At 73.5% G+C, this 20,811-nt stretch carries 18 protein-coding genes; 5 read left to right on the forward strand and 13 right to left on the reverse strand.

Annotated elements, in window-relative coordinates; translation table 11 throughout:
- Nucleotide 1 precedes the first annotated feature (1 nt).
- Nucleotides 2-2,491 (reverse strand): Rne/Rng family ribonuclease, encoded by a 2,490-nt coding sequence (locus ABEA53_RS08060; protein ID WP_345480546.1) that lies wholly within the window; start codon nt 2,489-2,491, stop codon nt 2-4.
- Nucleotides 2,492-2,795: 304 nt separating this feature from the next.
- Here ABEA53_RS08060 and ABEA53_RS08065 point away from each other — a divergent pair, with 304 nt between their 5' ends.
- On the forward strand, nt 2,796-3,392 hold the full coding sequence (locus tag ABEA53_RS08065) for a vitamin K epoxide reductase family protein (RefSeq protein ID WP_345480547.1): 597 nt from the start codon (nt 2,796-2,798) through the stop codon (nt 3,390-3,392).
- Nucleotides 3,393-3,562: 170 nt separating this feature from the next.
- Here the strand turns inward: ABEA53_RS08065 and ndk are convergent, their stop codons facing one another.
- The 5 genes from ndk to ABEA53_RS08090 form a co-directional block, all read right to left on the reverse strand.
- Nucleotides 3,563-3,985 carry a nucleoside-diphosphate kinase gene (gene ndk, locus ABEA53_RS08070; RefSeq protein WP_345480548.1) on the reverse strand — a complete coding sequence of 141 codons (423 nt, stop codon included), beginning with the start codon at nt 3,983-3,985 and terminating at the stop codon, nt 3,563-3,565.
- A gap of 17 nt (nt 3,986-4,002) precedes the next feature.
- Nucleotides 4,003-4,365 carry a DUF4233 domain-containing protein gene (locus ABEA53_RS08075; RefSeq protein ID WP_345480549.1) on the reverse strand — a complete coding sequence of 121 codons (363 nt, stop codon included), beginning with the start codon at nt 4,363-4,365 and terminating at the stop codon, nt 4,003-4,005.
- Nucleotides 4,362-5,723 (reverse strand): bifunctional folylpolyglutamate synthase/dihydrofolate synthase, encoded by a 1,362-nt coding sequence (locus ABEA53_RS08080; RefSeq protein WP_345480550.1) that lies wholly within the window; start codon nt 5,721-5,723, stop codon nt 4,362-4,364. Before ABEA53_RS08080 ends, ABEA53_RS08075 begins: the two co-directional genes overlap by 4 nt.
- A complete protein-coding gene (gene ileS, locus ABEA53_RS08085) occupies nt 5,716-9,105 on the reverse strand; it encodes an isoleucine--tRNA ligase (protein WP_345480551.1) in 3,390 nt (1,129 codons plus the stop codon). Before ileS ends, ABEA53_RS08080 begins: the two co-directional genes overlap by 8 nt.
- Before the next feature lie 214 nt (nt 9,106-9,319).
- Nucleotides 9,320-10,477, reverse strand: coding sequence for an MFS transporter (locus ABEA53_RS08090; protein ID WP_345480552.1), 1,158 nt, complete (start codon nt 10,475-10,477; stop codon nt 9,320-9,322).
- 132 nt (nt 10,478-10,609) lie between these two features.
- Between ABEA53_RS08090 and valS the strand changes: the two genes are divergently transcribed.
- Genes valS through ABEA53_RS08105 form a run of 3 tightly spaced genes read left to right on the forward strand, consistent with a single transcriptional unit; the run spans nt 10,610 to nt 13,996 of the window.
- Nucleotides 10,610-13,288, forward strand: coding sequence for a valine--tRNA ligase (gene valS, locus ABEA53_RS08095; RefSeq protein WP_345480553.1), 2,679 nt, complete (start codon nt 10,610-10,612; stop codon nt 13,286-13,288).
- Nucleotides 13,285-13,731 (forward strand): GNAT family N-acetyltransferase, encoded by a 447-nt coding sequence (locus ABEA53_RS08100; RefSeq protein WP_345480554.1) that lies wholly within the window; start codon nt 13,285-13,287, stop codon nt 13,729-13,731. Before valS ends, ABEA53_RS08100 begins: the two co-directional genes overlap by 4 nt.
- A gap of 1 nt (nt 13,732) precedes the next feature.
- Nucleotides 13,733-13,996 carry a hypothetical protein gene (locus ABEA53_RS08105; protein WP_345480556.1) on the forward strand — a complete coding sequence of 88 codons (264 nt, stop codon included), beginning with the start codon at nt 13,733-13,735 and terminating at the stop codon, nt 13,994-13,996.
- Nucleotides 13,997-14,062: 66 nt separating this feature from the next.
- Here the strand turns inward: ABEA53_RS08105 and ABEA53_RS08110 are convergent, their stop codons facing one another.
- The 3 genes from ABEA53_RS08110 to ABEA53_RS08120 all read right to left on the reverse strand — a co-directional run bounded on the left by ABEA53_RS08110 (nt 14,063) and on the right by ABEA53_RS08120 (nt 15,562).
- Nucleotides 14,063-14,323 (reverse strand): hypothetical protein, encoded by a 261-nt coding sequence (locus ABEA53_RS08110; RefSeq protein WP_345480557.1) that lies wholly within the window; start codon nt 14,321-14,323, stop codon nt 14,063-14,065.
- Between the two features lie 26 nt (nt 14,324-14,349).
- Complete coding sequence (locus ABEA53_RS08115; RefSeq protein WP_345480558.1) at nt 14,350-14,604, reverse strand: hypothetical protein; 255 nt, start codon at nt 14,602-14,604, stop codon at nt 14,350-14,352.
- Between the two features lie 304 nt (nt 14,605-14,908).
- Entirely contained in the window at nt 14,909-15,562 is a 654-nt protein-coding gene (locus tag ABEA53_RS08120) for an ArsR/SmtB family transcription factor (protein WP_345480560.1), read from the reverse strand.
- 86 nt (nt 15,563-15,648) lie between these two features.
- Between ABEA53_RS08120 and ABEA53_RS08125 the strand changes: the two genes are divergently transcribed.
- A complete protein-coding gene (locus ABEA53_RS08125; RefSeq protein ID WP_345480561.1) occupies nt 15,649-17,658 on the forward strand; it encodes a M3 family metallopeptidase in 2,010 nt (669 codons plus the stop codon).
- Between the two features lie 4 nt (nt 17,659-17,662).
- Here the strand turns inward: ABEA53_RS08125 and ABEA53_RS08130 are convergent, their stop codons facing one another.
- The 4 genes from ABEA53_RS08130 to ABEA53_RS08145 form a co-directional block, all read right to left on the reverse strand.
- Entirely contained in the window at nt 17,663-18,508 is an 846-nt protein-coding gene (locus tag ABEA53_RS08130; protein ID WP_345480562.1) for an aminoglycoside phosphotransferase family protein, read from the reverse strand.
- Nucleotides 18,509-18,594: 86 nt separating this feature from the next.
- Nucleotides 18,595-19,875, reverse strand: coding sequence for an ATP-dependent Clp protease ATP-binding subunit ClpX (gene clpX / locus ABEA53_RS08135; RefSeq protein ID WP_345480563.1), 1,281 nt, complete (start codon nt 19,873-19,875; stop codon nt 18,595-18,597).
- A 157-nt stretch (nt 19,876-20,032) separates the two neighbouring features.
- Nucleotides 20,033-20,467, reverse strand: coding sequence for a hypothetical protein (locus ABEA53_RS08140; RefSeq protein WP_345480564.1), 435 nt, complete (start codon nt 20,465-20,467; stop codon nt 20,033-20,035).
- Nucleotides 20,464-20,811 (reverse strand): hypothetical protein (locus ABEA53_RS08145; protein WP_345480566.1); only part of this gene is annotated, 348 nt, incomplete at its 5' end. The genes ABEA53_RS08145 and ABEA53_RS08140, both read right to left, overlap by 4 nt.

Genomic DNA, 20,811 nt, shown 5'->3' on the forward strand with positions numbered 1-20,811 from the left:
TTCAGTCCTCGCCGGCGGTGAGGGTCGGGGTGGAGACGCGGCGGCTGCGGCGACGGCCCTGACCGGCGGCCTTCGGCGCGGGCAGCGCCTCGAGCACGGCGCCGAGGAGGTCCTCGGCCTGCTGCTTCGCGGGACGCGCGGGCGGCTCGTGGTGCTCCGTCGGCAGCTCGATCACGGGCAGGTCGAGCACGACCGGCGGCGTGGTGGGCGTCTCGGGGTCGAGCTGCTCGGGCGCCGGCACGTCGGCGGCCTGATCGCTCGCCTTGCCGGTGACGATCGTCGCGACCGCGATCTGCGCGAGGGCGTTCTTCGCGCCGTCGGTGATGACGTGCGTCGCCGGGGCCTTCGCGGCCGGCGCCTGCTGCTGCTGCTGGCCGCCGCCGTTGCGACCGCCGCCGTTGCCGCCGCTGCCCTGGTTGCCGCCGTCGCCCCCGCCGTTGCCGCGGCGGCGCCGGCCCTGCTGCTGGGGCTGCTGCTCCTGCTTCTCGAGGCTGGTGTTGCCGTCGCCGACCGACTCCGCGAGCCCGACGCCGAGGCGCTTGCGGGTCATCTGCACGAGGCCGAGCGAGGTCACCTCGGCGACCTGGTGCTTCGTGCGGTCGCGGGACAGGCACTCGACGAGGCGCCGCAGCACGAGGTCGCGGTTGCTCTCGAGCACCATGTCGATGAAGTCGATGACGATGATGCCGCCGATGTCGCGCAGCCGGAGCTGGCGGACGATCTCCTCCGCGGCCTCGAGGTTGTTCTTGGTGACGGTCTCCTCGAGGTTGCCGCCGGAGCCGACGAACTTGCCCGTGTTGACGTCGACGACCGTCATCGCCTCGGTGCGGTCGATGACGAGGGAGCCGCCGGACGGCAGCCACACCTTGCGGTCGAGCGCCTTCTCGATCTGCTCGTGCACGCGGTGGGCGGTGAAGACGTCGCCGTCGCCCTCCCACGGCTCGAGGCGGTCGAGCAGGTCGGGCGCGACCTGCTGCAGGTAGCGCTCGATGGTCGCGCGCGGCTCCTCGCCGTCGACGACGAGCTTCGTGAAGTCCTCGTTGAAGACGTCGCGGACGATCTTGACCAGCAGGTCGGGCTCGCCGTGCAGCATCGTCGGCGCCTGCGCGGTCTCGACGAGGTGCTCGATCTCGGCCCACTGGTTCGCGAGCCGCTGCACGTCGATCGTGAGCTGCTCCTCCGTCGCGCCCTCGGCGGCGGTGCGCACGATGACGCCGGCGGAATCGGGCAGCGCGTCCTTCAGGATCTTCTTCAGCCGGGCGCGCTCGGTGTCGGGCAGCTTCCGGGAGATGCCGGACATGGAGCCGTTCGGCACGTAGACCAGGTAGCGACCGGGCAGCGAGATCGCCGAGGTGAGGCGGGCGCCCTTGTGGCCGATCGGGTCCTTGGTGACCTGCACGAGCACCTGGTCGCCCGACTTCAGCGCGAGCTCGATGCGGCGGGCCTGCGAGCCCTTGTCGCCCAGGCGGTCGCTCGCGGCCTCCCAGTCGACCTCGCCGGAGTAGAGCACCGCGTTGCGGCCGCGGCCGATGTCGACGAACGCCGCCTCCATCGAGGGCAGCACGTTCTGCACGCGGCCGAGGTAGACGTTGCCGATCAGCGAGAGGTTCTGGCTCTTCGCCACGTAGTGCTCGGCGAGCACGCCGTCCTCCAGCACGCCGATCTCGACGCGGTCGGGCAGCGTGCGGACGAGCATGACGCGGTCGACGGCCTCGCGGCGGGCGAGGAACTCGGCCTCGGTGACCACGGTGCGGCGGCGGGCGGTGTCCCGGCCGTCGCGTCGGCGCTGGCGCTTCGCCTCGAGACGGGTGGAGCCCTTGACCTTCTGCGGCTCGGTGATCGGCTCGCGGACGGGCTTGGCGCGGGTGACGACCTCGGCGGCCGCGGGTGCGGCGTCCGACTCGGCCGCGCCGGAGCGGCGACGGGTGCGGCGGCGGCGGCGCGATCCGCCTGCCTCGTCGTCGTCCTCGGCGTCGTCGCCGTCGTCCTCGACCGGCGCCTGCGCGACGGCGCGGGGCTGCGCGGGCGGCGCCTGGAACAGCACGGCGAGCGGCGGGCGGGACGGCGCCTCGGCGACCGGCTCGTCCTCGGCAGATGCGGCCGCCTGCGCGGGCACGTCGTCCGCGGGCTCCGCGGCGTCGGAGGCGGGCTCCGTCGACTCGGCCGTCGGCGGCACGATCACGTCGGGCTCGCCCTGCTCGTCCGCGTCGTCGCGAGCGCCGTCCGCGTCCGCATCGGCGCCGGCCGGCACGGGCAGCGGCACGGCGGGCGGAGGCAGCACGGCGGCCGCGTCGGCGACCTCCGCGTCCTGGCCCGCGGTCGGCGCCGAGTCGTCCGCGGCACCGGCGGCGCCATCGCCCGCCGCGGCGACCGGCTGCGGCGCGTCCGCGCCGCTCAGCGGCATCGGCTGGAAGGTCGCCCGGCGCCTGCGGCGGGGCGGGGCCTCCACCGGCCGGTCCTGCTCGGTCTCGTCGTCCTGGTACTCCACCATCGCTGGTGCACTCCTCACGCGGCGACGGCTCGCGCCGCTTCCGTGTTCACCTCGGACCGCGGCACCGCGAGGCGCCTGCCGTTCCGGGAATCCGAATGTCTTGGCGCTCCGGGGCGGTGCGCCGCTGGCGGGACAAGCGCCGCCCCGCCGCGTCGTCCGGCACGATCTGCACCGTCCACCACCGCGGGGCTCGGTCCGGAGACCTGTCCAAGCGTTCGGCACCGCGAACGGTGTCCTTCCCTCAGTATCGCACGAGGGCCGCGTCGGCACGGTCGACTGCGCACCCGGTGGAATACTGCTGGCCGTGATCGAGCGGATGTCCAGACCTTCACTCCCGCTCGCGATCCTGCTGATCGTGGGCGGAATCGTGGGGCTGATCGCGGCGTTCGCGCTCACGGTCGACAAGATCGCGGTGCTCGAGGACCCGGCCGCCGACATCTCCTGCAACTTCTCCGTGCTGGTGCAGTGCGGCAAGAACCTGAACTCGCCGCAGGGCTCCGCGTTCGGCTTCCCGAACCCGCTGCTCGGGCTGATGATGTTCCCCGCCCCGATCATCGTCGGCGTCGCCTCGCTCGCCGGCGTGCGGTTCCCCCGCTGGTTCTGGGCGGCGTTCAACGTCGGCATGGCCTTCGCCATCGGGTTCGTGATCTGGCTGATGAGCGTGAGCCTCTTCGTGCTCGGCACGCTCTGCCCGTGGTGCATGGCCGTCTGGTCGGTCGTCATCCCGATGTCGGTCGCGACCACGCTCTACAACATCCGGGAGCGGAACCTCCCGCTCGGCGCCGCAGCCGCCCGCGTCGCGGGCCGGGCCTACGGCTGGATGCCGATCATCACGCTCGTGCTCTACGTGGTCTTCGCGGTGTTCGCGCAGGTCCGGCTGGACGTCCTGCACCGCCTCTGACCGCTTCCTCGTTCCGTAGGACGGATCGTCCTACGGAACGAGGAAAGCAGCAGCACGATCTCGGCCGGAACCGCCTGCGGACCAACCGGAAGACGTGTACCGCGGCCCGTTCAGGGCCGCGAAGCGTCAGAGCTGCGCCGCAGCGGCGGCGGCGCAGCCATGAGCACCGCTCAGCGGAACCAGAGGGCGAGCTCGCGCGCGGCGGACTCGGGCGAGTCGCTGCCGTGCACGAGGTTCTGCTGCACGCGGAGACCCCAGTCGCGGCCGAAGTCGCCGCGGATCGTGCCGGGGGCGGCGACGGTGGGGTCGGTGGCGCCGGCGAGGGAGCGGAAGCCCTCGATGACGCGCTGGCCGGCGACGCGCACGGCGACGACCGGGCCGGACTGCATGAACTCGACGAGCGGCTCGTAGAACGGCTTGCCGACGTGCTCCTCGTAGTGCTGCTCGAGCAGTCCGCGGTCGGCCTCGACCATGCGGAGGTCGGTGACGGAGTAGCCCTTCGCCTCGATGCGGCGCAGGATCTCGCCGATCAGGTTGCGGGCGACCCCGTCGGGCTTGACGAGGACGAGGGTCTCCTGGATGGCGTCGGGCATGGGTGCTCCTTCGTGGTTCACGCGGTGCGGCGGTCGATGCGCCTGCCGACAATCATGCTGTAGGTCCAGATGCCGGCGAAGATCAGGCCGACGAGGCCGACCGCGAAGTCGAGCGCGAACGTCGAGAGCAGCACGATCTGCGCGATCCAGCCGAGCACGATGCCGATCCGCCTGCTGGACAGCGCCGCGGCGACGGCGATGAGCACGACGAGCGCTCCTCCCCCGCCGAGCGCGACGGCGGCGGGCAGGGTGCCGAGCCCGAGCAGAGCGAGAAACACCAGGAGGACCACGAGCAGCTCGGTCGCGAGCATCATCGCGGCGAGCGTCGCCGTGACCGTCCTCGCCCTGCGCGGGCGCCGGCCCGGGCGCGCGGCGGTCACGACCACCCGTGCTCGCGCACGGTCTGCAGCACCTTCGCCACCAGGGTGATCGAGCCGAACACGACGACGCCGGGCTCCTCGGCGTCGTCCGAGCCCGTCGCGTGCTCCTCGGCCAGCTCTCGGGCCGCCTGCAGCGCGCGGTCCAGGTCGGGCTCGACGACGACGCGGTCGGCGCCGACGACGTCCACGACCGTGCGGGCGAGGGCGTCCGGGTCGCTGGTGCGGTCGGAGGGGGCGGTGGTGACGACGAACTCGTCGACGAGGTCCGCGGCGGCGCGGATCATGCCCTCGGCGTCCTTGTCGGCCAGCACCGCGAGCACGGCGACGACGTGGCCGAGCGGGAAGGACTCCGCGAGCGCCGCGGCCATCGCGGTGACGCCGTGCGGGTTGTGGGCGGCGTCGACGACGAGCAGCGGGTCGCGACCCACGACCTGCAGGCGGCCGGGCGACGTCGCCGCGGCGAGCCCCTCGGCGAGCACGTCGCCGGTCAGGGGCTGCTCCCCGTTCCCGAGGAAGGTCTCGACCGCGGCGATCGCGACGGCCGTGTTCTGCGCCTGGTGGGCGCCCAGCAGCGGCACGAACAGGCCGTCGTAGCGCCCGGCGCGACCCTGCACGTCGACCACCTGCCCGCCGACCGCGGGCGTGCGGGACAGCACGCGGAAGTCGCGGCCCTCCAGCGACACGTCCGCCTCCGACAGCTCGGCGGCGCGCTCGAGCTCCGCGAGCCCCTCGGCCTGCTGCACCGCGGAGACGACGGAGCGGCCGGGCTTGATGATCCCCGCCTTGGTCCGGGCGATCTCGGCGACGGTGCGGCCGAGGCGGTCCGTGTGGTCGAGGTCGATCGGCGTGAAGACGGCGACCTGCCCGTCCGCGACGTTCGTGGAGTCCCACTCCCCGCCCATGCCGACCTCGATCACCCCGACGTCGACGGGCGCGTCGGCGAACACGGCGTAGGCGAGCACCGTCAACGCCTCGAAGAACGTCAGCGGGGGCTCGTCCGTCTTCGCGAGCGCGGCGTCCGCGAGCTCGAGGTACGGCTTCACCTCCGCCCACGCGGCGAGCAGGTCGTCCTCCGCGATCGGCTCGCCGTCCACGACGATGCGCTCGCCGAGGTAGCCGAGGTCGGGACTCGTGAAGAGGCCGGTGCGCAGACCGTGCGCGCGCAGCACGCTCTCGACGAGGCGGGAGGTGGAGGTCTTCCCGTTCGTGCCCGTGATGTGCACGATCGGGTAGGCGCGATGGGGGTCGCCCATCATCTCGAGCGCCGTGCGGGTCGCGGAGAGGCGGGGCTGCGGCGCCACCTCGCCGACGCGGCCGTAGAGTTCGTCGAGCATGCGGTCCAGAGGGCTGTCAGACATCGAGCGTCGATCCTCCCGCGCGCCGCAGCTCGAAGCGCGCGCCCTCGGCGGCTCCCCAGCTTCCGGTCTCGATCCGGGTCAGGTGGCCGTCGGGCCAGCGCAGCACCCGGTCCGCGGTACCGGGTCCCGCGGCCTCGACGACGAGCGAGTCGACGAGGGTCTCCCGCCGCACGAGCTCCCCGTGGGCCGCGAGCATCGCCTGCAGGTCCGCGTCGCCCTCGACCGCGAGGTCGATGCGGTCGGTGACGTCGAGCCCCGCGGCGCGGCGCGCCTGCTGCACGTCGCGGACGAAGTCGCGCGCCCGGCCCTCGAGCTCCAGCTCCGGCGTGGTCGTCGTCTCGAGCAGCACGAAGCCGCCGGCCGGCAGGAGCGCGAGCGCGGTGCCCTCGGTCGAGCCCGAGCGCTCGAGCACCAGCTCGTACTCGCCGTCGAGCAGCGCGACGCCGCCCGCGACGACCGTCCCGCCGTCCGCGGACCAGTCCCCCGCCTTCGCCGCCTTGATCACGGCCTGCACCTGCTTGCCGATGCGCGGGCCGAGGGCGCGGGCGTTGACCGCGAGCCGCTGCGCGACGCCGTAGGTCTCGCCGATGCCGGGCGTCTCCGGCACCAGGTCGACGGCCTTCACGTTCAGCTCGTCCGCGAGGATCGCCGTGCCGGGCCCGAGGTCGGCGGCGTCGGCCGCGACCACGGTCAGCCGCGCGAGCGGCAGGCGCACCCGCAGGCCCGCCTCCTTGCGCAGGGCGAGGGAGGCGGAGACGATCTCGCGCAGCCGGTCCATCCGCGCGACGAGCGCCGCGTCCTCCGGGAACGCGGTCGCGTCGGGCCAGTCGGTGAGGTGCACGCTGCGGCCGCCCGTGAGGCCCTTCCAGATGCGCTCGGCGACGAGGGGCAGCAGCGGCGCCGCGACCCGGGTCATCGTCTCGAGCACCGTGTAGAGCGTGTCGAACGCGTCGCGGCTCTCCTGCGACAGGCCGCCGCCGGACCTGGTGGCCCAGAAGCGCTCCCGCGACAGGCGCACGTACCAGTTGGTCAGCAGGTCCGCGAAGTCCCGGAGGCGCTGGGAGGCGCCCGCGGTGTCGAACCCGTCGAGGTCCGCCTGCAGCCCGCGCACGAGGTCGCCCGTCGCCGCGAGCACGTAGCGGTCGAGCGGGTCGGCGGAGTCCGTGCGCCACTGCGCGTCGTAGTCCTCCGCGCCGGCGTAGAGCGTGAAGAAGTAGTACGTGCTCCACAGCGGCAGCAGCACCTGCCGCACGCCCTCGCGGATCCCCTCCTCCGTCACGACCAGGTTGCCGCCGCGCAGCACCGGGGAGGCGAGCAGGAACCAGCGCATCGCGTCGGAGCCATCGCGGTCGAACACCTCGGACACGTCGGGGTAATTCCGCAGCGACTTCGACATCTTCGCGCCGTCGTTGCCGAGCACGATCCCGTGGCTGACGACGTTCTTGAACGCCGGCCGGTCGAACAGCGGCGTCGCGAGGGCGTGCATGACGTAGAACCAGCCGCGGGTCTGCCCGATGTACTCGACGATGAAGTCGGCCGGGTTGTGCGACTCGAACCACTCGGCGTTCTCGAACGGGTGGTGCACCTGCGCGTACGGCATCGAGCCGGAGTCGAACCACACGTCGAAGACGTCCTCGATGCGCCGCATGGTGGAGGCGCCGGTCGGGTCGTCGGGATTCGGGCGCGTCAGGTCGTCGATGTAGGGGCGGTGCAGGTCGACCTCCCCCTCCTCGTTGCGCGGCAGGCGGCCGAAGTCGCGCTCGAGGTCGTCGAGCGAGCCGTAGACGTCCGTGCGCGGGTGGGCCGGGTCGTCGCTGCGCCAGACCGGGATCGGGCTGCCCCAGTACCGGTTGCGGCTGACGGACCAGTCGCGGGCGCCGGCGAGCCACTTGCCGAACTGGCCGTCCTTGACGTTGTCGGGCACCCAGGTGATCCGCTGGTTCAGCTCGACCATGCGGTCGCGGTACTGCGTGACGCGCACGAACCAGCTCGAGACCGCCTTGTAGATCAGCGGCCGGCGGCAGCGCCAGCAGTGCGGGTAGCTGTGCTCGTAGGAGCGCTCCTGCAGCAGGCGGCCCTTCGCCTTCAGCGCGCGGATCAGGGTGCGGTTCGCGTCGAACACCTGCACCCCGACGACGTCGGCGAGCTCGGTGCCGGCGAACATCGGCAGGAACCGGGCCTTCTCGTCGACGGAGATGATCGTCGGGATGCCGGCGGCGGTGCCGATCAGCTGATCGTCCTCGCCGTAGGCCGGGGCCTGGTGGACGATGCCGGTGCCGTCCTCCGTCGAGACGTACTCGGCGACGAGCACCCGCCAGGCGCGCTCGGTGCCCCACCGCTCGACGTCGGCGTACACGTCCCACAGCCGGTCGTACTGCACGTCCTGCAGCTCGCCGCCGCGGACCGTGCGGCGCACCGCCTCCTTCGCCTCGGCGGCGGAGGCGTACCCGAGCTCCTTGTAGTAGTCCCCGACCCGGGCCGAGGCGACCAGGTAGTCCGCGACGAGCACCTCCGCGGCGAGCGTCGTCGTGCCGCTCGGCGAGCCCGTCGAGTCGGGCGCCTCCGAGTCGTGGGAGCCGGCCGGGCCGGCGGGCACGACCGCGTACTCGATCTCGGGCCCCACCGCGAGCGCGAAGTTCGTCGGCAGCGTCCACGGCGTCGTCGTCCAGGCGAGCGCGCGCACGCCCGTCAGGCCGAGCACCTCCGCCTTCTCCCCGACGAGCGGGAAGGTGACGGTGACGGACGGGTCCTGGCGGCGCTGGTAGACGTCGTCGTCCATCCGCAGCTCGTGGTTCGACAGCGGCGTCTCGTCGTTCCAGCAGTACGGCAGCACGCGGAAGCCCTCGTAGGCGAGCCCCTGCTCGTGCAGCGTCTTGAACGCCCAGAGCACGCTCTCCATGAACTCGGGCTCGAGCGTCTTGTAGTCGTTGTCGAAGTCGACCCAGCGCGCCTGACGGGTGACGTAGTCGCGCCACTCCCCCGTGTACTTCAGGACGGAGGCGCGGGCGGCGGCGTTGAACGCGCCGACGCCCATCTGCTCGATCTCCTCCTTGGTGGTGATGCCGAGCTGGCGCATCGCCTCGAGCTCCGCGGGCAGGCCGTGGGTGTCCCAGCCGAAGCGGCGGTGCACCTGCTTGCCGCGCATCGTCTGGTACCGCGGGAACACGTCCTTCGCGTAGCCGGTCAGCAGGTGGCCGTAGTGCGGCAGGCCGTTCGCGAACGGCGGGCCGTCGTAGAACACCCACTCGGGCGCGTCGCTGCGGGCGTCGATGGAGGCCTGGAACGTGCCGTCCTCGGCCCAGAACGCGAGCACGTCGCGCTCGATGTCGGGGAAGCGCGGGCTGGGGTTGACGGCGTCGCCGCCGTCCTTCGGGTAGGCCATCAGTTCCTCCGTGCCGTGTCGACCAGCACGGGGACGCCTCGACGGCGCGGTACCACCCCGCTTGGCGCTCGCGCGCCCACTCCGCATCGGCGATGACGGGCCTGCCCCGCCCGGTTCTACCCCCGCCTCGCGACGGGCTCTTCCGGGGACTCCCCGGTGATGGCCGGATCGCAGTCGTTGCCCGGATCCTACGGCCTCGCGCACGCTCGCGCGATCAGGAGGAGGCGCGCCGCCCCGTGGTGCGCAGCACGGCGGCGAGGCTCACCGCGCAGAGCGCGGCGACGAGCAGGAGCAGCAGCGGCTCGGGCGCCAGCGCCGACAGGGCCGCGAGCACGACCGGCAGCAGGAAGCCGAGGTAGGTGGCGCTGTAGTAGACGGCGGTGAGCGCCGCGAGCTCGTCCGGCGGCGCGATGCGCTGCACCTCCGTCAGCCCGGAGACGAGGCAGATGCCGTAGCCCGTGCCGAGCACCGCGGCGACGGGGACGCCGAGCCAGGGCTGCTGCACCCCGGCGACGAGCGCCGCGCCGAGCAGGCCGAGCACGGCGACCGCCAGGCCGACCGCGAGCTGCCGCCCTCCGGTCGCCGCACCGATCCGCGGCGCCAGCGGCTGGATCGCGGCACCGAAGACGAGCGCGACGACCGCGAGCAGGGTCGCGTACGCGATGGCGCCGCCGCCGAGCCGGTCGACGAGCACGGCGGGCGTGACCGCGAAGGCGACGCTCGCGCAGCCGAAGACCCACGGCGCCGCGGGCAGGACGGCGCCGAGGAACGGGCCGCGCACCCGCCCCGGCAGCCGCAGGCGCAGCGGACCCGGGGTGCGCGTCTCGGGCGCGGCGACGAGCACCGCTCCGCACACCAGCGCGAGCACGACGTGGATCGCGTAGGGCAGCTCGGTCGGCGCGGGTCCCCACTGCGCGATCGCGCCGGCGACCGCGGGGCCGAGCGCGAACCCGGCCGTCAGCGTCAACGACGCCCGCCGGGCGGCGACGGGTCCGGGCAGGCCCGCCGACAGCTCCTTGATCCAGCTGCTGCCGACGACCATCGCGGCGGCGACGCTCGCGCCCGACACGAGGCGCCCGACCGCGAGCAGCGGCAGCGACGTCGCGGCGAGGCCCAGCACGGCGCTGCCGACGACGCCGAGCGCCGCTCCCGCGAGCAGCACCGGCTTCCTCCCGAAGCGGTCCGAGAGCGGCCCGCAGATCAGGAAGCCGGGGATGATCCCGACGATGTAGGCGGCGAAGAGCAGGTCGACGGCGACCTGGCTGTACCCCTCCCGCTGGCGGTAGAGCAGCAGGAGGGGGCTGAACTGGTTCCCGCCGTAAGCCAGCGCGAACACCATCGGCGCCACGCGCCACCACCCCCGCGACCGCACGCGGCGACGCTATGCCCCTCCGCGGGTCCGCGCACATGGGCGCCGGGCCGGTAGCCTGAGGACCCGCCCGACCGGGCGACATCTGAGGCACCTGCGACACGGTGCCGCCCACACCGCGAACGAGGTCCCGCCATGTCCCTGTCGACGCCCGCGCACTCCCCTCTGGGCGTGCCCGACAAGCCCGCGCTCGAAGGCCTCGAGCAGAAGTTCGCCGCGGTGTGGGAGGAGGAGGGCGTCTACCGCTTCCCCGGCACGGACGGCGGCCGCGAGGGCGTCTACTCCATCGACACCCCGCCGCCCACCGCGAGCGGCTCGCTGCACATCGGCCACGTGTTCTCGTACACGCACACGGACCTGATGGCGCGGTTCCAGCGCATGCGCGGCAAGCGCGTCTTCTACCCGATGGGCTGGGACGACAACGGCCTGCCCACCGAGCGGCGCGTGCAGAACTACTACGGCGTCCGCTGCGACCCGTCGCTCCCCTACGACCCCGACTTCACGCCGCCCTCGGAGGGCACGGCGAAGTCGACCCGCGCGGGCGACCAGGTGCCGATCTCCCGCCGCAACTTCATCGAGCTCTGCGAGCGCCTCACCGTCGAGGACGAGCAGCAGTTCGAGGAGGTCTTCCGCACGGTCGGCCTCTCCGTCGACTTCGCGCAGTCCTACCGGACCATCGGCGACGACGCCCGGGCGATCAGCCAGCGCGCCTTCCTCGACAACCTCGCCCGCGGCGAGGCGTACCAGGCGGAGGCGCCGAGCCTCTGGGACGTCACCTTCCGCACCGCCGTCGCGCAGGCCGAGCTCGAGGACCGCGAGCAGCCCGGCGCCTACCACCAGCTGGCCTTCTCCCTGGTCGGCACGTCATCCGCGCCGGACGGGACCGGCGCGGAGGAACCGGCTCAAGGGGCCCGAGGCCCCGAGGGCGACGTGCTGATCGACACCACGCGCCCCGAGCTGCTGCCCGCCTGCGTGGCCCTCGTCGCCCACCCCGACGACGAGCGCTACAAGGGCCTCGTGGGCCGCACGGTGCGCACCCCCGTCTTCGGCGTCGAGGTGCCGGTCGTGGCCCACCACCTGGCCCAGCCCGACAAGGGCACCGGCATCGCGATGGTCTGCACCTTCGGCGACCTGAACGACGTCACCTGGTGGCGCGACCTGTCGCTGCCGAACCGCGCCGTCATCGGCTTCGACGGCCGCTTCGTGTCCGAGGCGCCGGAGGCGATCGAGTCGTCCGAGGGCCGGGAGGCGTACGCCGCGCTGACGGGGAAGACCGTGTTCTCCGCGCGCACCGCCGTCGTCGACCTGCTGCGCGCGGCGGACCGCCTCATCGGCGAGCCGCGGGCGATCACCCACCTGGTGAAGTTCTTCGAGAAGGGCGACCGGCCGCTCGAGATCGTATCCACGCGCCAGTGGTACCTCGTCAACGGCGCGCGCCGACCCGAGCTGAAGGAGCGCCTGCTCGAAGCCGGCGCCGAGCTCGGCTTCGCGCCCGACTTCATGCGCGTCCGCTACGAGAACTGGGTCGGCGGCCTGACCGGCGACTGGCTGATCTCCCGCCAGCGGTTCTTCGGCGTGCCGCTGCCGGTCTGGTACCGGGTGGACGGGGACGGCAACCCCCGCTTCGACGAGGTGCTCGTGCCCGACGCGGCCGCGCTGCCCGTCGACCCCTCCAGCGACGTGCCGCCCGGGTTCACCGAGGCGCAGCGCGGGCAGGCCGGCGGCTTCGTCGGCGAGGTGGACGTCATGGACACCTGGGCGACCTCGTCCCTCACCCCGCAGCTCGCCGGCGGCTGGCTGCGCGACCCGGAGCTGTGGAACGCCGTCTTCCCCTTCGACCTGCGCCCGCAGGGGCAGGACATCATCCGCACCTGGCTGTTCTCGACGCTGCTGCGCAGCGAGCTCGCGTTCGGCGAGCTGCCGTGGAAGTCGGCTGCGATCAGCGGGTTCATCGTGGACCCCGACCGCAAGAAGATGTCGAAGTCGAAGGGCAACGTCGTCACGCCGGCGGACATCCTGGCGCAGCACGGCTCCGACGCCGTCCGCTACTGGGCGGCCTCGAGCCGGCTCGGCACGGACGCGGCGCTCGACGTGCTGAACCCGACGCAGATGCGCAAGGGCCGCCGCCTCGCGATCAAGGTGCTGAACGCGGCGAAGTTCATCCTCGGCTTCGAGGGCGAGGCGGACCGGGCGCTGGTGACGGCGGCGCTCGACGCGAGCATGCTCGCGGCGCTCGACCACGTGATCCAGCAGGCGACCGCGGCCTTCGAGGCGTCGGACCACGCGCGGGCGCTCGAGACGATCGAGCCCTTCTTCTGGACCTTCTGCGACGACCACCTCGAGCTCGTCAAGGAGCGCGCGTACGGCGACGACGCGGCAGGCAGCGCCTCCGCGGCCGCCGCGCTGAAGCTCGCGCTCGAGGCGCTGCTGAAGCTGCTCGCCCCCTTCCTGCCGTTCGCGACCGAGGAGGCGTGGCGCTGGTCGCACACCGGCTCGGTGCACGCAGAGGGGTGGCCGCAGCAGCTCGGGCTCGACGGCGATCGGGCGCTGCTCGGGTCGGCGGGCGAGGCGCTGATCGGGATCCGGCGCGCGAAGACGGATGCCAAGGTGTCGCAGAAGTCGCCGGTAGCATCACTGGTCATCAGCGGTCCCGAGCCGGTGCTGCAGGGCATCGGCCTCGTGGTCGAGGATCTGAAGGCGGCGGGACGCATCGCCGAGGTGGGTCTGCGGGTGGACTCCTCGGCGGGCGGGACCGTCTCGGTGTCGGACGTCGTCTTCGCGAGCGACGCGCAGCAGGGGGAGCACGAACGATGACGGTCACGATCGCACCGCTGAACGAGCGCGAGTTCTTCGCCTGGTACGGCCTCTTCGCCGAGTACGCGGAGAACGCCGGCGTCGTCATGACGGACGAGCAGGTCATGCGGGTCTTCACGGCGCTGCAGGCACCGGGCGCCCACGGCGCGGTCGCGCACGACGAGTCCGGCGCGGTCGTCGGCTTCGTGCACGCGCTGCCGTTCGAGCGCCTGCTGCAGGGCGACTCGGGCCTGCAGATCGAGGACCTCTTCGTCGGCCCGGCCCAGCGCGGCGAGGGCGTCGGCACGGCGCTGATCGAGCACGTGCGCAGCGCGGCCGAGTCGTCGCAGCGGCCGCTCCTCCGCTGGACCGCGAAGGCGGACGACGCGGCCACCAAGGCGCTGCAGGAGAAGTTCGCGGACGCCGCGGGCGGCTGGGTCCTGCAGACGGTGCCGGTGGCCTGAGATGCAGCTCGGCACGCGGTGGGCCGTCGGGTCCCCCGCGCCGCAGCGGCTGCCCGAGCCGATCCGCGCCGCGGTCCGGACGGTGGAGGCGGAGCTCGAGGACGCGGACCAGCCCACCGAGGGGTGGGGCTGGACGCTGACCTACCTGGAGGGCCGCCCGCTCGTCGACCTCGACGACGGCACGCGGATCCGCATGGTCGACGAGGACGTCGCGCTCGTCACGTCCGTCGAGCTCGACGAGGCGGCCGAGGACGACCGGCGGTAGCGCCCGGAACGACGAAGGGGACCCGCGCGGATCGCGTGCGGTCCCCTTCGCCGTGCTCGGCCGGCATCACCATGCGGGGCCGGCGGCGGCGCGGTGCTCGAAGGTGTCGCGCGACGCCGCGTCGGCGCGCGCGGCGGCCTGCGAGGCGCGGGCCTGCTCCGCGCGGTCGGCACGGGCGACGCGCAGCTGACGCTGCCGCTCGCCCCACAGGATCAGCTGCGTGCCGAGCGCCAGCGCGAGGCGGTCGGTCGGCGCGAGGGCCGGCAGGTGCGGCGCGTGCAGCGCGGCGTCCGCCTCGCGCTCGAGCGCGGTGGTGGTGGTGGTCATCGGTTCCTCCTCTCGGGTGCTCGTGCTCACCACGTCGGTCCGGCGTGGGTGCGGTGTTCGAAGGCGGCGTCGCGCGAGTGCGCGGCGCGTTCGGCGGCGCCGTCGCGTCGAGCGTGCTCGGCGCGGGCGGTGCGCTCGGCGTGGCGCTGACCCCACAGGATCAGGGCCAGGCCGAGCCGCAGGGCGATCCGGTCGGTCGTCGCCAGCGGCGGCAGCTCGCGGGAGCGCCACCCGTCGACGAGCGCGGTGCCGCTCGTGCGGGTCCTGGTGGTGGTGGACATGCGTGTTCCTCTTCTGAGCTGGCGTGCGAGCACGCCGACGGCCCGCCTGCGCGGCGGACGAGACGCCCCTGACGGGCGGGACCGCTCGAGAGCACTCGAGCGGGAGCGGCGCTCGGGAGGAGCGCGGGCGTCGTCACGCGGACGACGGGCGAGGTGCGGAGAGGCGGTCTACGCGGTCGGCCCGAGCGGTGCGGACCCCTTCAGGAGTCGGCGCTGGGACGAGACGGACGAGGCCTTCAGCCGGCGAGGGCGCCGAGTCGGAACGGAGCCGGCACCGAGGCGATGGTCATCGGGTTCATTGGGCTCACGCTCCTTTCGTGGATCGGCGTGTCAGCACCGTAGCGGCCGGGCCACCCGGACCACAACACTTCTTCGGCGAGTCACCGCTCTCCTCCCTCGCCCCGTCCACGACGGGGAAGCCGCGGAGCTGCAGGTCGACGCGCTGCGCCCCCTCGGACGGCTCCTGCTGCCGATGGCGCTCGAACACCGCCCAGACCTCGGCGCCGAGCCGCTCCAGTTCCTCCGCCGTCAGGCGCAGTGCGACGGAGCCGGTCTGGGTGGCGCGCACCCACTCCTCGGGCAGCTCGCTGCGGCCGGCCCAGTAGGCGGCGAACCGGCGGTTCTCGGCGTCGATGAACTCGCGCTCGACGAGGTCGCCCGCCTCCCGCGCGCCCGGCGCGTCGTCGAACACCGCGTCGGCCAGCTCGATGGGGCCCGGCACCCGCTCCCACCACCGGTCGCGGCCGTTGCCGCGCTCGGCGTCCTCGCGGACGTAGCCGTGCTTCTCGAGCTGACGCAGGTGGTAGCTCGTGGAGCCGCTCGACTCCCCCAGCCGCGCCGCGAGGGCGCTCGCGGTCGCGGGCCCGTAGCTCGTCAGCTCGCTGAAGATGCGGACGCGCAGGGGGTGGGCGAGCGCCTTGAGCGCCTCCACCCCGACCCTGCGCGCCACCTCTGCCATGCGTCGAGGATACAACTGCAACAGGTTCTTTGCAAACACCTCTTTGCAAACAGGTCGCTGCGGTCGCCGGTTCCTAGGATCGTCCCGTGGCCGACAACCCCTTCCTCTCCCGGAGCACCCTGCCTGCGGCGTTGCCGCCGTTCGCCGTGATCCGCGACGAGCACTACGAGCCCGCGTTCGAGGCCGGCATGCTCGAGCAGCGCGAAGCGGTCGACCGCATCGTCGCCGACCCCGCTCCCCCGTCGTTCGCGAACACGCTCGAGGCCCTGGAGCGCAGCGCGCCGGTGCTCGACCGGGTGGCCGCCGCGTTCTTCACCGTCGCCTCGGCGCACGCGACGGCGCCCGTGCGCGACCTCGAGGAGCGCATCGCACCGAGGCTGGCGGCGCACGCCGACGCCATCCGGCTGAACGGGGCCCTGTTCGCCCGCATCGACGCCGTCTGGCACGACCGCGAGGCGCTGGACCCGGAGCAGCGCCGCCTCGTCGAGCGCACTCGCATCGAGCTGCAGCTCGCCGGCGCCGCGCTCGACGACGCTGCGAAGGCCGAGCTGACGACGCTGAACGAGCGGCTCTCCGCCCTGTCCACCCGGTTCGACGCGGCGCTCGTCGCCGACACGAACGAGCTCGCCGTGCACGTGCTGGAGGAGCGCGAGCTCGCCGGCCTCGCCGCCGACACCGTCTCCGCCGCTCGCAGGGCCGCCCGGGCCCGCGGGCTCGAGGGCTGGCTGCTCACCCTCGTCCTGCCCACCGGGCAGCCCGTGCTCGCCGACCTCGAGCACGTCGGGCTGCGCGAGCGGGTGATGGCCGCCTCGCGTGCCCGCGGCACGCGCGGCGGGGAGCACGACACCCGGGAGATCGTGCTCGAGACGGTCCGGCTGCGCGCCCGGCGCGCGCGGCTGCTCGGCTTCCGCGACCACGCGGGGCTCGTGGCCGCGGACGAGACCGCCGGCTCGAGCGAGGCCGTCTCCGCCCTGCTCGACCGCCTGGTCCCGGCCGCGGTGCGGAACGCGCGCCGCGAGCAGGCGGAGCTCGGCGATGACGTGACCGCCGCCGACTGGGCGCGTCTCGCGGAGCAGCGACGCCGCCGCGAGTTCGACGTCGACCTGGCGGCGCTGCGGCCCTGGTTCGAGGCCGAGCGGGTGCTGCGCGACGGCGTCTTCGCGACGGCCGAGCGCCTGTACGGCGTCCGGTTCGCGGAGCGCACCGACCTGGTCGGCTACCACCCGGACGTCCGCGTGTTCGCCGTGGCGGACGAGGACGGACCGCTCGGCCTCTACCTGCTGGACCTCTACACCCGCGACGAGAAGCGGGGCGGCGCGTGGATGAACTCGCTCGTCGACCGCGCCTCCCTGCTCGGCGAGGCGCAGGCGGTGGTGATCAACAACCTGAACGTGCCGAAGCCGGACGCGGGCACCCCGACGCTGCTCACCCTCGACTCGGTCGAGACGCTGTTCCACGAGTTCGGGCACGCGCTGCACGGGCTCTTCGCGGCCGTGCGGTACCCGAAGCTCGCGGGCACGAACGTGCCGCGGGACTTCGTCGAGTTCCCCAGCCAGGTGAACGAGATGTGGGTGCTCCACCCCGACGTGCTGCCCGGGTACGCGCGGCACGTCGAGACGGGTGAGCCGCTGCCCGCCGACGTGGCCGAGCGCCTGCGCGCCACGGCCGCCTACGGGCAGGGGTTCGCGACGACGGAGTACCTGGCGGCGACCATGCTCGACCAGGCGTGGCATCGGCTCAGAGTGGAGGAGGCGGACGCGGTGACGGACGTCGTCGCCTTCGAGGCGGACGCCCTCGCCGCCGCCGGCGTCGACCTGCCCGCGGTCCCGCCCCGGTACGCCTCCACCTACTTCGCCCACGTGTTCGCCGGCGGCTACAGCGCCGCGTACTACGCGTACATCTGGAGCGAGGTGCTCGACGCCGACACCGTCGCCTGGTTCGAGGAGCACGGCGGCCTCACCCGCGAGAACGGCGAGCGCTTCCGGCGCGCCGTGCTCGGCCGGGGCAACGCGGAGGACCCGCTCGAGGCCTACCGCGCCTTCCGCGGCGGCGACGCCTCGATCGAGCACCTCCTGCGGCGGCGGGGACTCGCGTAGGCGATCACGGCAGGTCCTCGCGCAGGCGCGCGATCGTGCGGCGGCTGCCGGGGTCGTCGAGGGTGATCAGCGCCTTCCAGAGCGCCCAGCCCGCGGCGCGGTCCCAGGTCGCCTGATCCAGGCGGACCGCCTCGCGGAAGGCCTCGGCCGCCCCGTGGTCGAGGAAGGTCCAGGCGAGCACGAGGTCGGAGGCGGGGTCCCCGACGGCGCAGCCGCCGAAGTCGATCACCGCGGCCAGCCGTCCGTCGCGCACGAGCAGGTTGCCGACCGCGACGTCGCCGTGCACCCAGACCGCCGGGCGGTCCCAGCTGCTGCCGAGCGCGCGGTCGAGGACGCCGCCCGCCCAGGCGACGAGCCCGCCGTCCGGCAGGGTCGCCAGCACCGCGTCCGCCTCGTCCCGGTAGACCACGAGGTCCCCGCCGCGGTGGAAGTTGTGCTCGCCCGCCGGCGGCGCGTCCGTCGTGTCCACCGCGTGGAGCGCGGTCAGGAACCCGGCGACGTCCGTGGCGAAGCGGGACGGGTCGGGGACCGCGGCCGTGATCGCCGTCTCCCCCGCGATCCAGCGGTTCACCGACCAGGGCCAGGGGAAGTCGGCGGCGGGCCGGCCGAGCGCCACCGGTTCCGGGATCGGCAGGGGCAGCGCGGCGGCGAGCACCGGCAGCCACCGCTGCTCGCGCTCCACGGCCGCCGTGTAGCGCTCGGCGCTCGGCAGCCGCACCGCGAGCTCGTCCCCCAGCCGGAAGGTGCGGTTGTCGTGGCCGCCGGGCAGCACCTGGCGCACGGGCAGGTGCGCCCACCGCGGCAGCACCTCCGCGACGAGTGCGCGGACCAGGTCCTCGTCGATCACCACGGACCGATCGTGGCAGGCGGCGCCGGAACGCGGAACGCCGGGCCGCCCTGCAGGAGGGGGACCCGGCGTTCCGGAGGGCGGTCGGCCTAGGCGCTCTTCTCCTGCGGACGGATCCGGCTGCGCGGCACGATCGTCGGCGCGGCGTTCTTCTCGACCGCGTCGCGGGTGATGACGACCCGGGCGACCTCGTTGGAGGACGGCACCTCGAACATCACCGGGCCGAGCACCTCCTCGAGGATCGCGCGCAGGCCGCGGGCGCCGGTCTGGCGCAGCACGGCGAGGTCGGCGATCGCCTCGAGGGCGCCCTGGTCGAACTCGAGGTCGACGCCGTCGAGCTCGAACATGCGCTGGTACTGCTTCACGAGCGCGTTCTTCGGCTCGGTCAGGATCTCCATGAGCGCGGGCTGGTCCAGCGGCAGGACCGTCGTGACGACGGGGAGGCGGCCGATGAACTCCGGGATCAGGCCGAACTTGTGCAGGTCCTCGGGCAGCACGTCGGCGAAGAGCGTCTTCTCGTCGACCTTGGAGCCCAGGTGGGCGCCGAAGCCGATGCCCTTCTTGCCGACCCGCTGACCGATGATCTGCTCCAGCCCCGCGAAGGCGCCGGCCACGATGAACAGCACGTTCGTCGTGTCGATCTGGATGAACTCCTGGTGCGGGTGCTTGCGCCCGCCCTGCGGCGGCACCGAGGCGGTCGTGCCCTCGAGGATCTTCAGCAGCGCCTGCTGCACGCCCTCGCCGGAGACGTCGCGGGTGATGGAGGGGTTCTCCGCCTTCCGCGCGATCTTGTCGACCTCGTCGATGTAGATGATGCCGGTCTCGGCCCGCTTGACGTCGTAGTCGGCGGCCTGGATGAGCTTGAGGAGGATGTTCTCGACGTCCTCGCCGACGTAGCCCGCCTCCGTCAGCGCCGTCGCGTCGGCGACGGCGAACGGGACGTTGAGGCGCTTCGCGAGCGTCTGGGCGAGGTAGGTCTTGCCGCAGCCCGTCGGGCCGATCAGCAGGATGTTCGACTTCGCGATCTCGATGTCGTCCTTGATCGTGTCGGCCGCGGCGAGGGTGCCCTTGGCGCGCACCCGCTTGTAGTGGTTGTAGACCGCGACGGAGAGGGAGCGCTTCGCGGCCTCCTGGCCGATGACGTACTCCTCGAGGAAGGCGAAGATCTCCTTCGGCTTCGGCAGGTCGAACTCACCGGGGTTCTCCTCGGCGGCCTCCGCCAGGCGCTCCTCGATGATCTCGTTGCAGAGCTCGACGCACTCGTCGCAGATGTAGACCCCGGGGCCGGCGATGAGCTGCTGGACCTGCTTCTGAGACTTGCCGCAGAACGAGCATTTCAGCCGGTCGGCGCTTTCGCCCATTCGAGCCATTGAGCGTCTTCTCCCCCGGGATCGCGATCGATTGGCGTCGAGCCTAACCCGCGCTCCGACAGGCGGGGCGGTCTGTCCCCTGGTGTCGGAAACCCGATCGCGGGAACCGGTTCCGGAAGTGGCGGATGTGACGGGAGTGACGACCGGCGCCCGGTCGTCAGCGGTCCGCGACGCGGGCGACCAGGTCCCGGATGAAGGGGATCACGTCCTGCACCTGCTCGACCCCGCTCAGCGAGACCGCGACGATCGGCCACACGGAGACGAGCAGCGCCGAGACCACGGCCGCGACGCCGAGGACCCACGCGACCGCACCGCTCCGGCGCCGCACGCAGACCAGGAGGAGCACCGCCGCCAGCAGGTAGCCGACGGCGAGCGCGCCGGCGATGCCGGCCACGGGCACCCGCAGCACGCCGACCGTCGCGGCGGCCGCCGCGCCGATGAAGCCGAGGACCGGGAGGAGCACGCCGAGGACCACCAGCACCACGAGCGCGCTGGAGGTGATGAACGCCGCCCGCACCGCGCGGGGCCGGCGACGGCGCAGCAGGTCCTCCGCGTCGAGGTGCGGGCCCCTGCCGACGGCGAGGGTCCTCATCGCCGGGTGCGACCGCGCTCGACCGAGTCCAGGGCGTCCGCCGCCTCGTCGACCTCGGCCGCGACGGCGTCCGCACGCTCGGAGGCGCGGCGCACGCGCTCCGCGACCTGCTCGAGGTCCGCGTCGTCGACGGCGGGCTCGGCGGAACCCGCCTCGGCGGCGGTCCGGGCGTCGCGCTCGTCGGCGGAGCGCTGCACCGCCGCGTCGACGCGCTCGGCCGCGGCCTGCATGCGGTCGCCGGCCCGGCTGCGAGCGTCGGCCGCGCGGTCCGCGGCACCGGCGGCGACGTCGGCGGCCCGGTCGCCCGCCCGGTCCGCGGCGTCCGCCACCCGGTCCGCCGCGTC

The organism is Amnibacterium soli, assembly GCF_039544415.1.
GTDB classification, from domain to species: domain Bacteria; phylum Actinomycetota; class Actinomycetes; order Actinomycetales; family Microbacteriaceae; genus Amnibacterium; species Amnibacterium soli.

Bases quoted from the DNA above. Each gene is read 5' to 3' on its own strand.
- ABEA53_RS08060 (WP_345480546.1), bottom strand. From the start codon at position 2,491: ATGGTGGAGTACCAGGACGACGAGACCGAGCAGGACCGGCCGGTGGAG.
- ndk (WP_345480548.1), bottom strand. From the start codon at position 3,985: ATGCCCGACGCCATCCAGGAGACCCTCGTCCTCGTCAAGCCCGACGGG.
- ABEA53_RS08080 (WP_345480550.1), bottom strand. From the start codon at position 5,723: ATGTCTGACAGCCCTCTGGACCGCATGCTCGACGAACTCTACGGCCGC.
- ileS (WP_345480551.1), bottom strand. From the start codon at position 9,105: ATGGCCTACCCGAAGGACGGCGGCGACGCCGTCAACCCCAGCCCGCGC.
- valS (WP_345480553.1), top strand. From the start codon at position 10,610: ATGTCCCTGTCGACGCCCGCGCACTCCCCTCTGGGCGTGCCCGACAAG.
- ABEA53_RS08100 (WP_345480554.1), top strand. From the start codon at position 13,285: ATGACGGTCACGATCGCACCGCTGAACGAGCGCGAGTTCTTCGCCTGG.
- ABEA53_RS08105 (WP_345480556.1), top strand. From the start codon at position 13,733: ATGCAGCTCGGCACGCGGTGGGCCGTCGGGTCCCCCGCGCCGCAGCGG.
- ABEA53_RS08110 (WP_345480557.1), bottom strand. From the start codon at position 14,323: ATGACCACCACCACCACCGCGCTCGAGCGCGAGGCGGACGCCGCGCTG.
- ABEA53_RS08115 (WP_345480558.1), bottom strand. From the start codon at position 14,604: ATGTCCACCACCACCAGGACCCGCACGAGCGGCACCGCGCTCGTCGAC.
- ABEA53_RS08120 (WP_345480560.1), bottom strand. From the start codon at position 15,562: ATGGCAGAGGTGGCGCGCAGGGTCGGGGTGGAGGCGCTCAAGGCGCTC.
- clpX (WP_345480563.1), bottom strand. From the start codon at position 19,875: ATGGCTCGAATGGGCGAAAGCGCCGACCGGCTGAAATGCTCGTTCTGC.
- ABEA53_RS08140 (WP_345480564.1), bottom strand. From the start codon at position 20,467: ATGAGGACCCTCGCCGTCGGCAGGGGCCCGCACCTCGACGCGGAGGAC.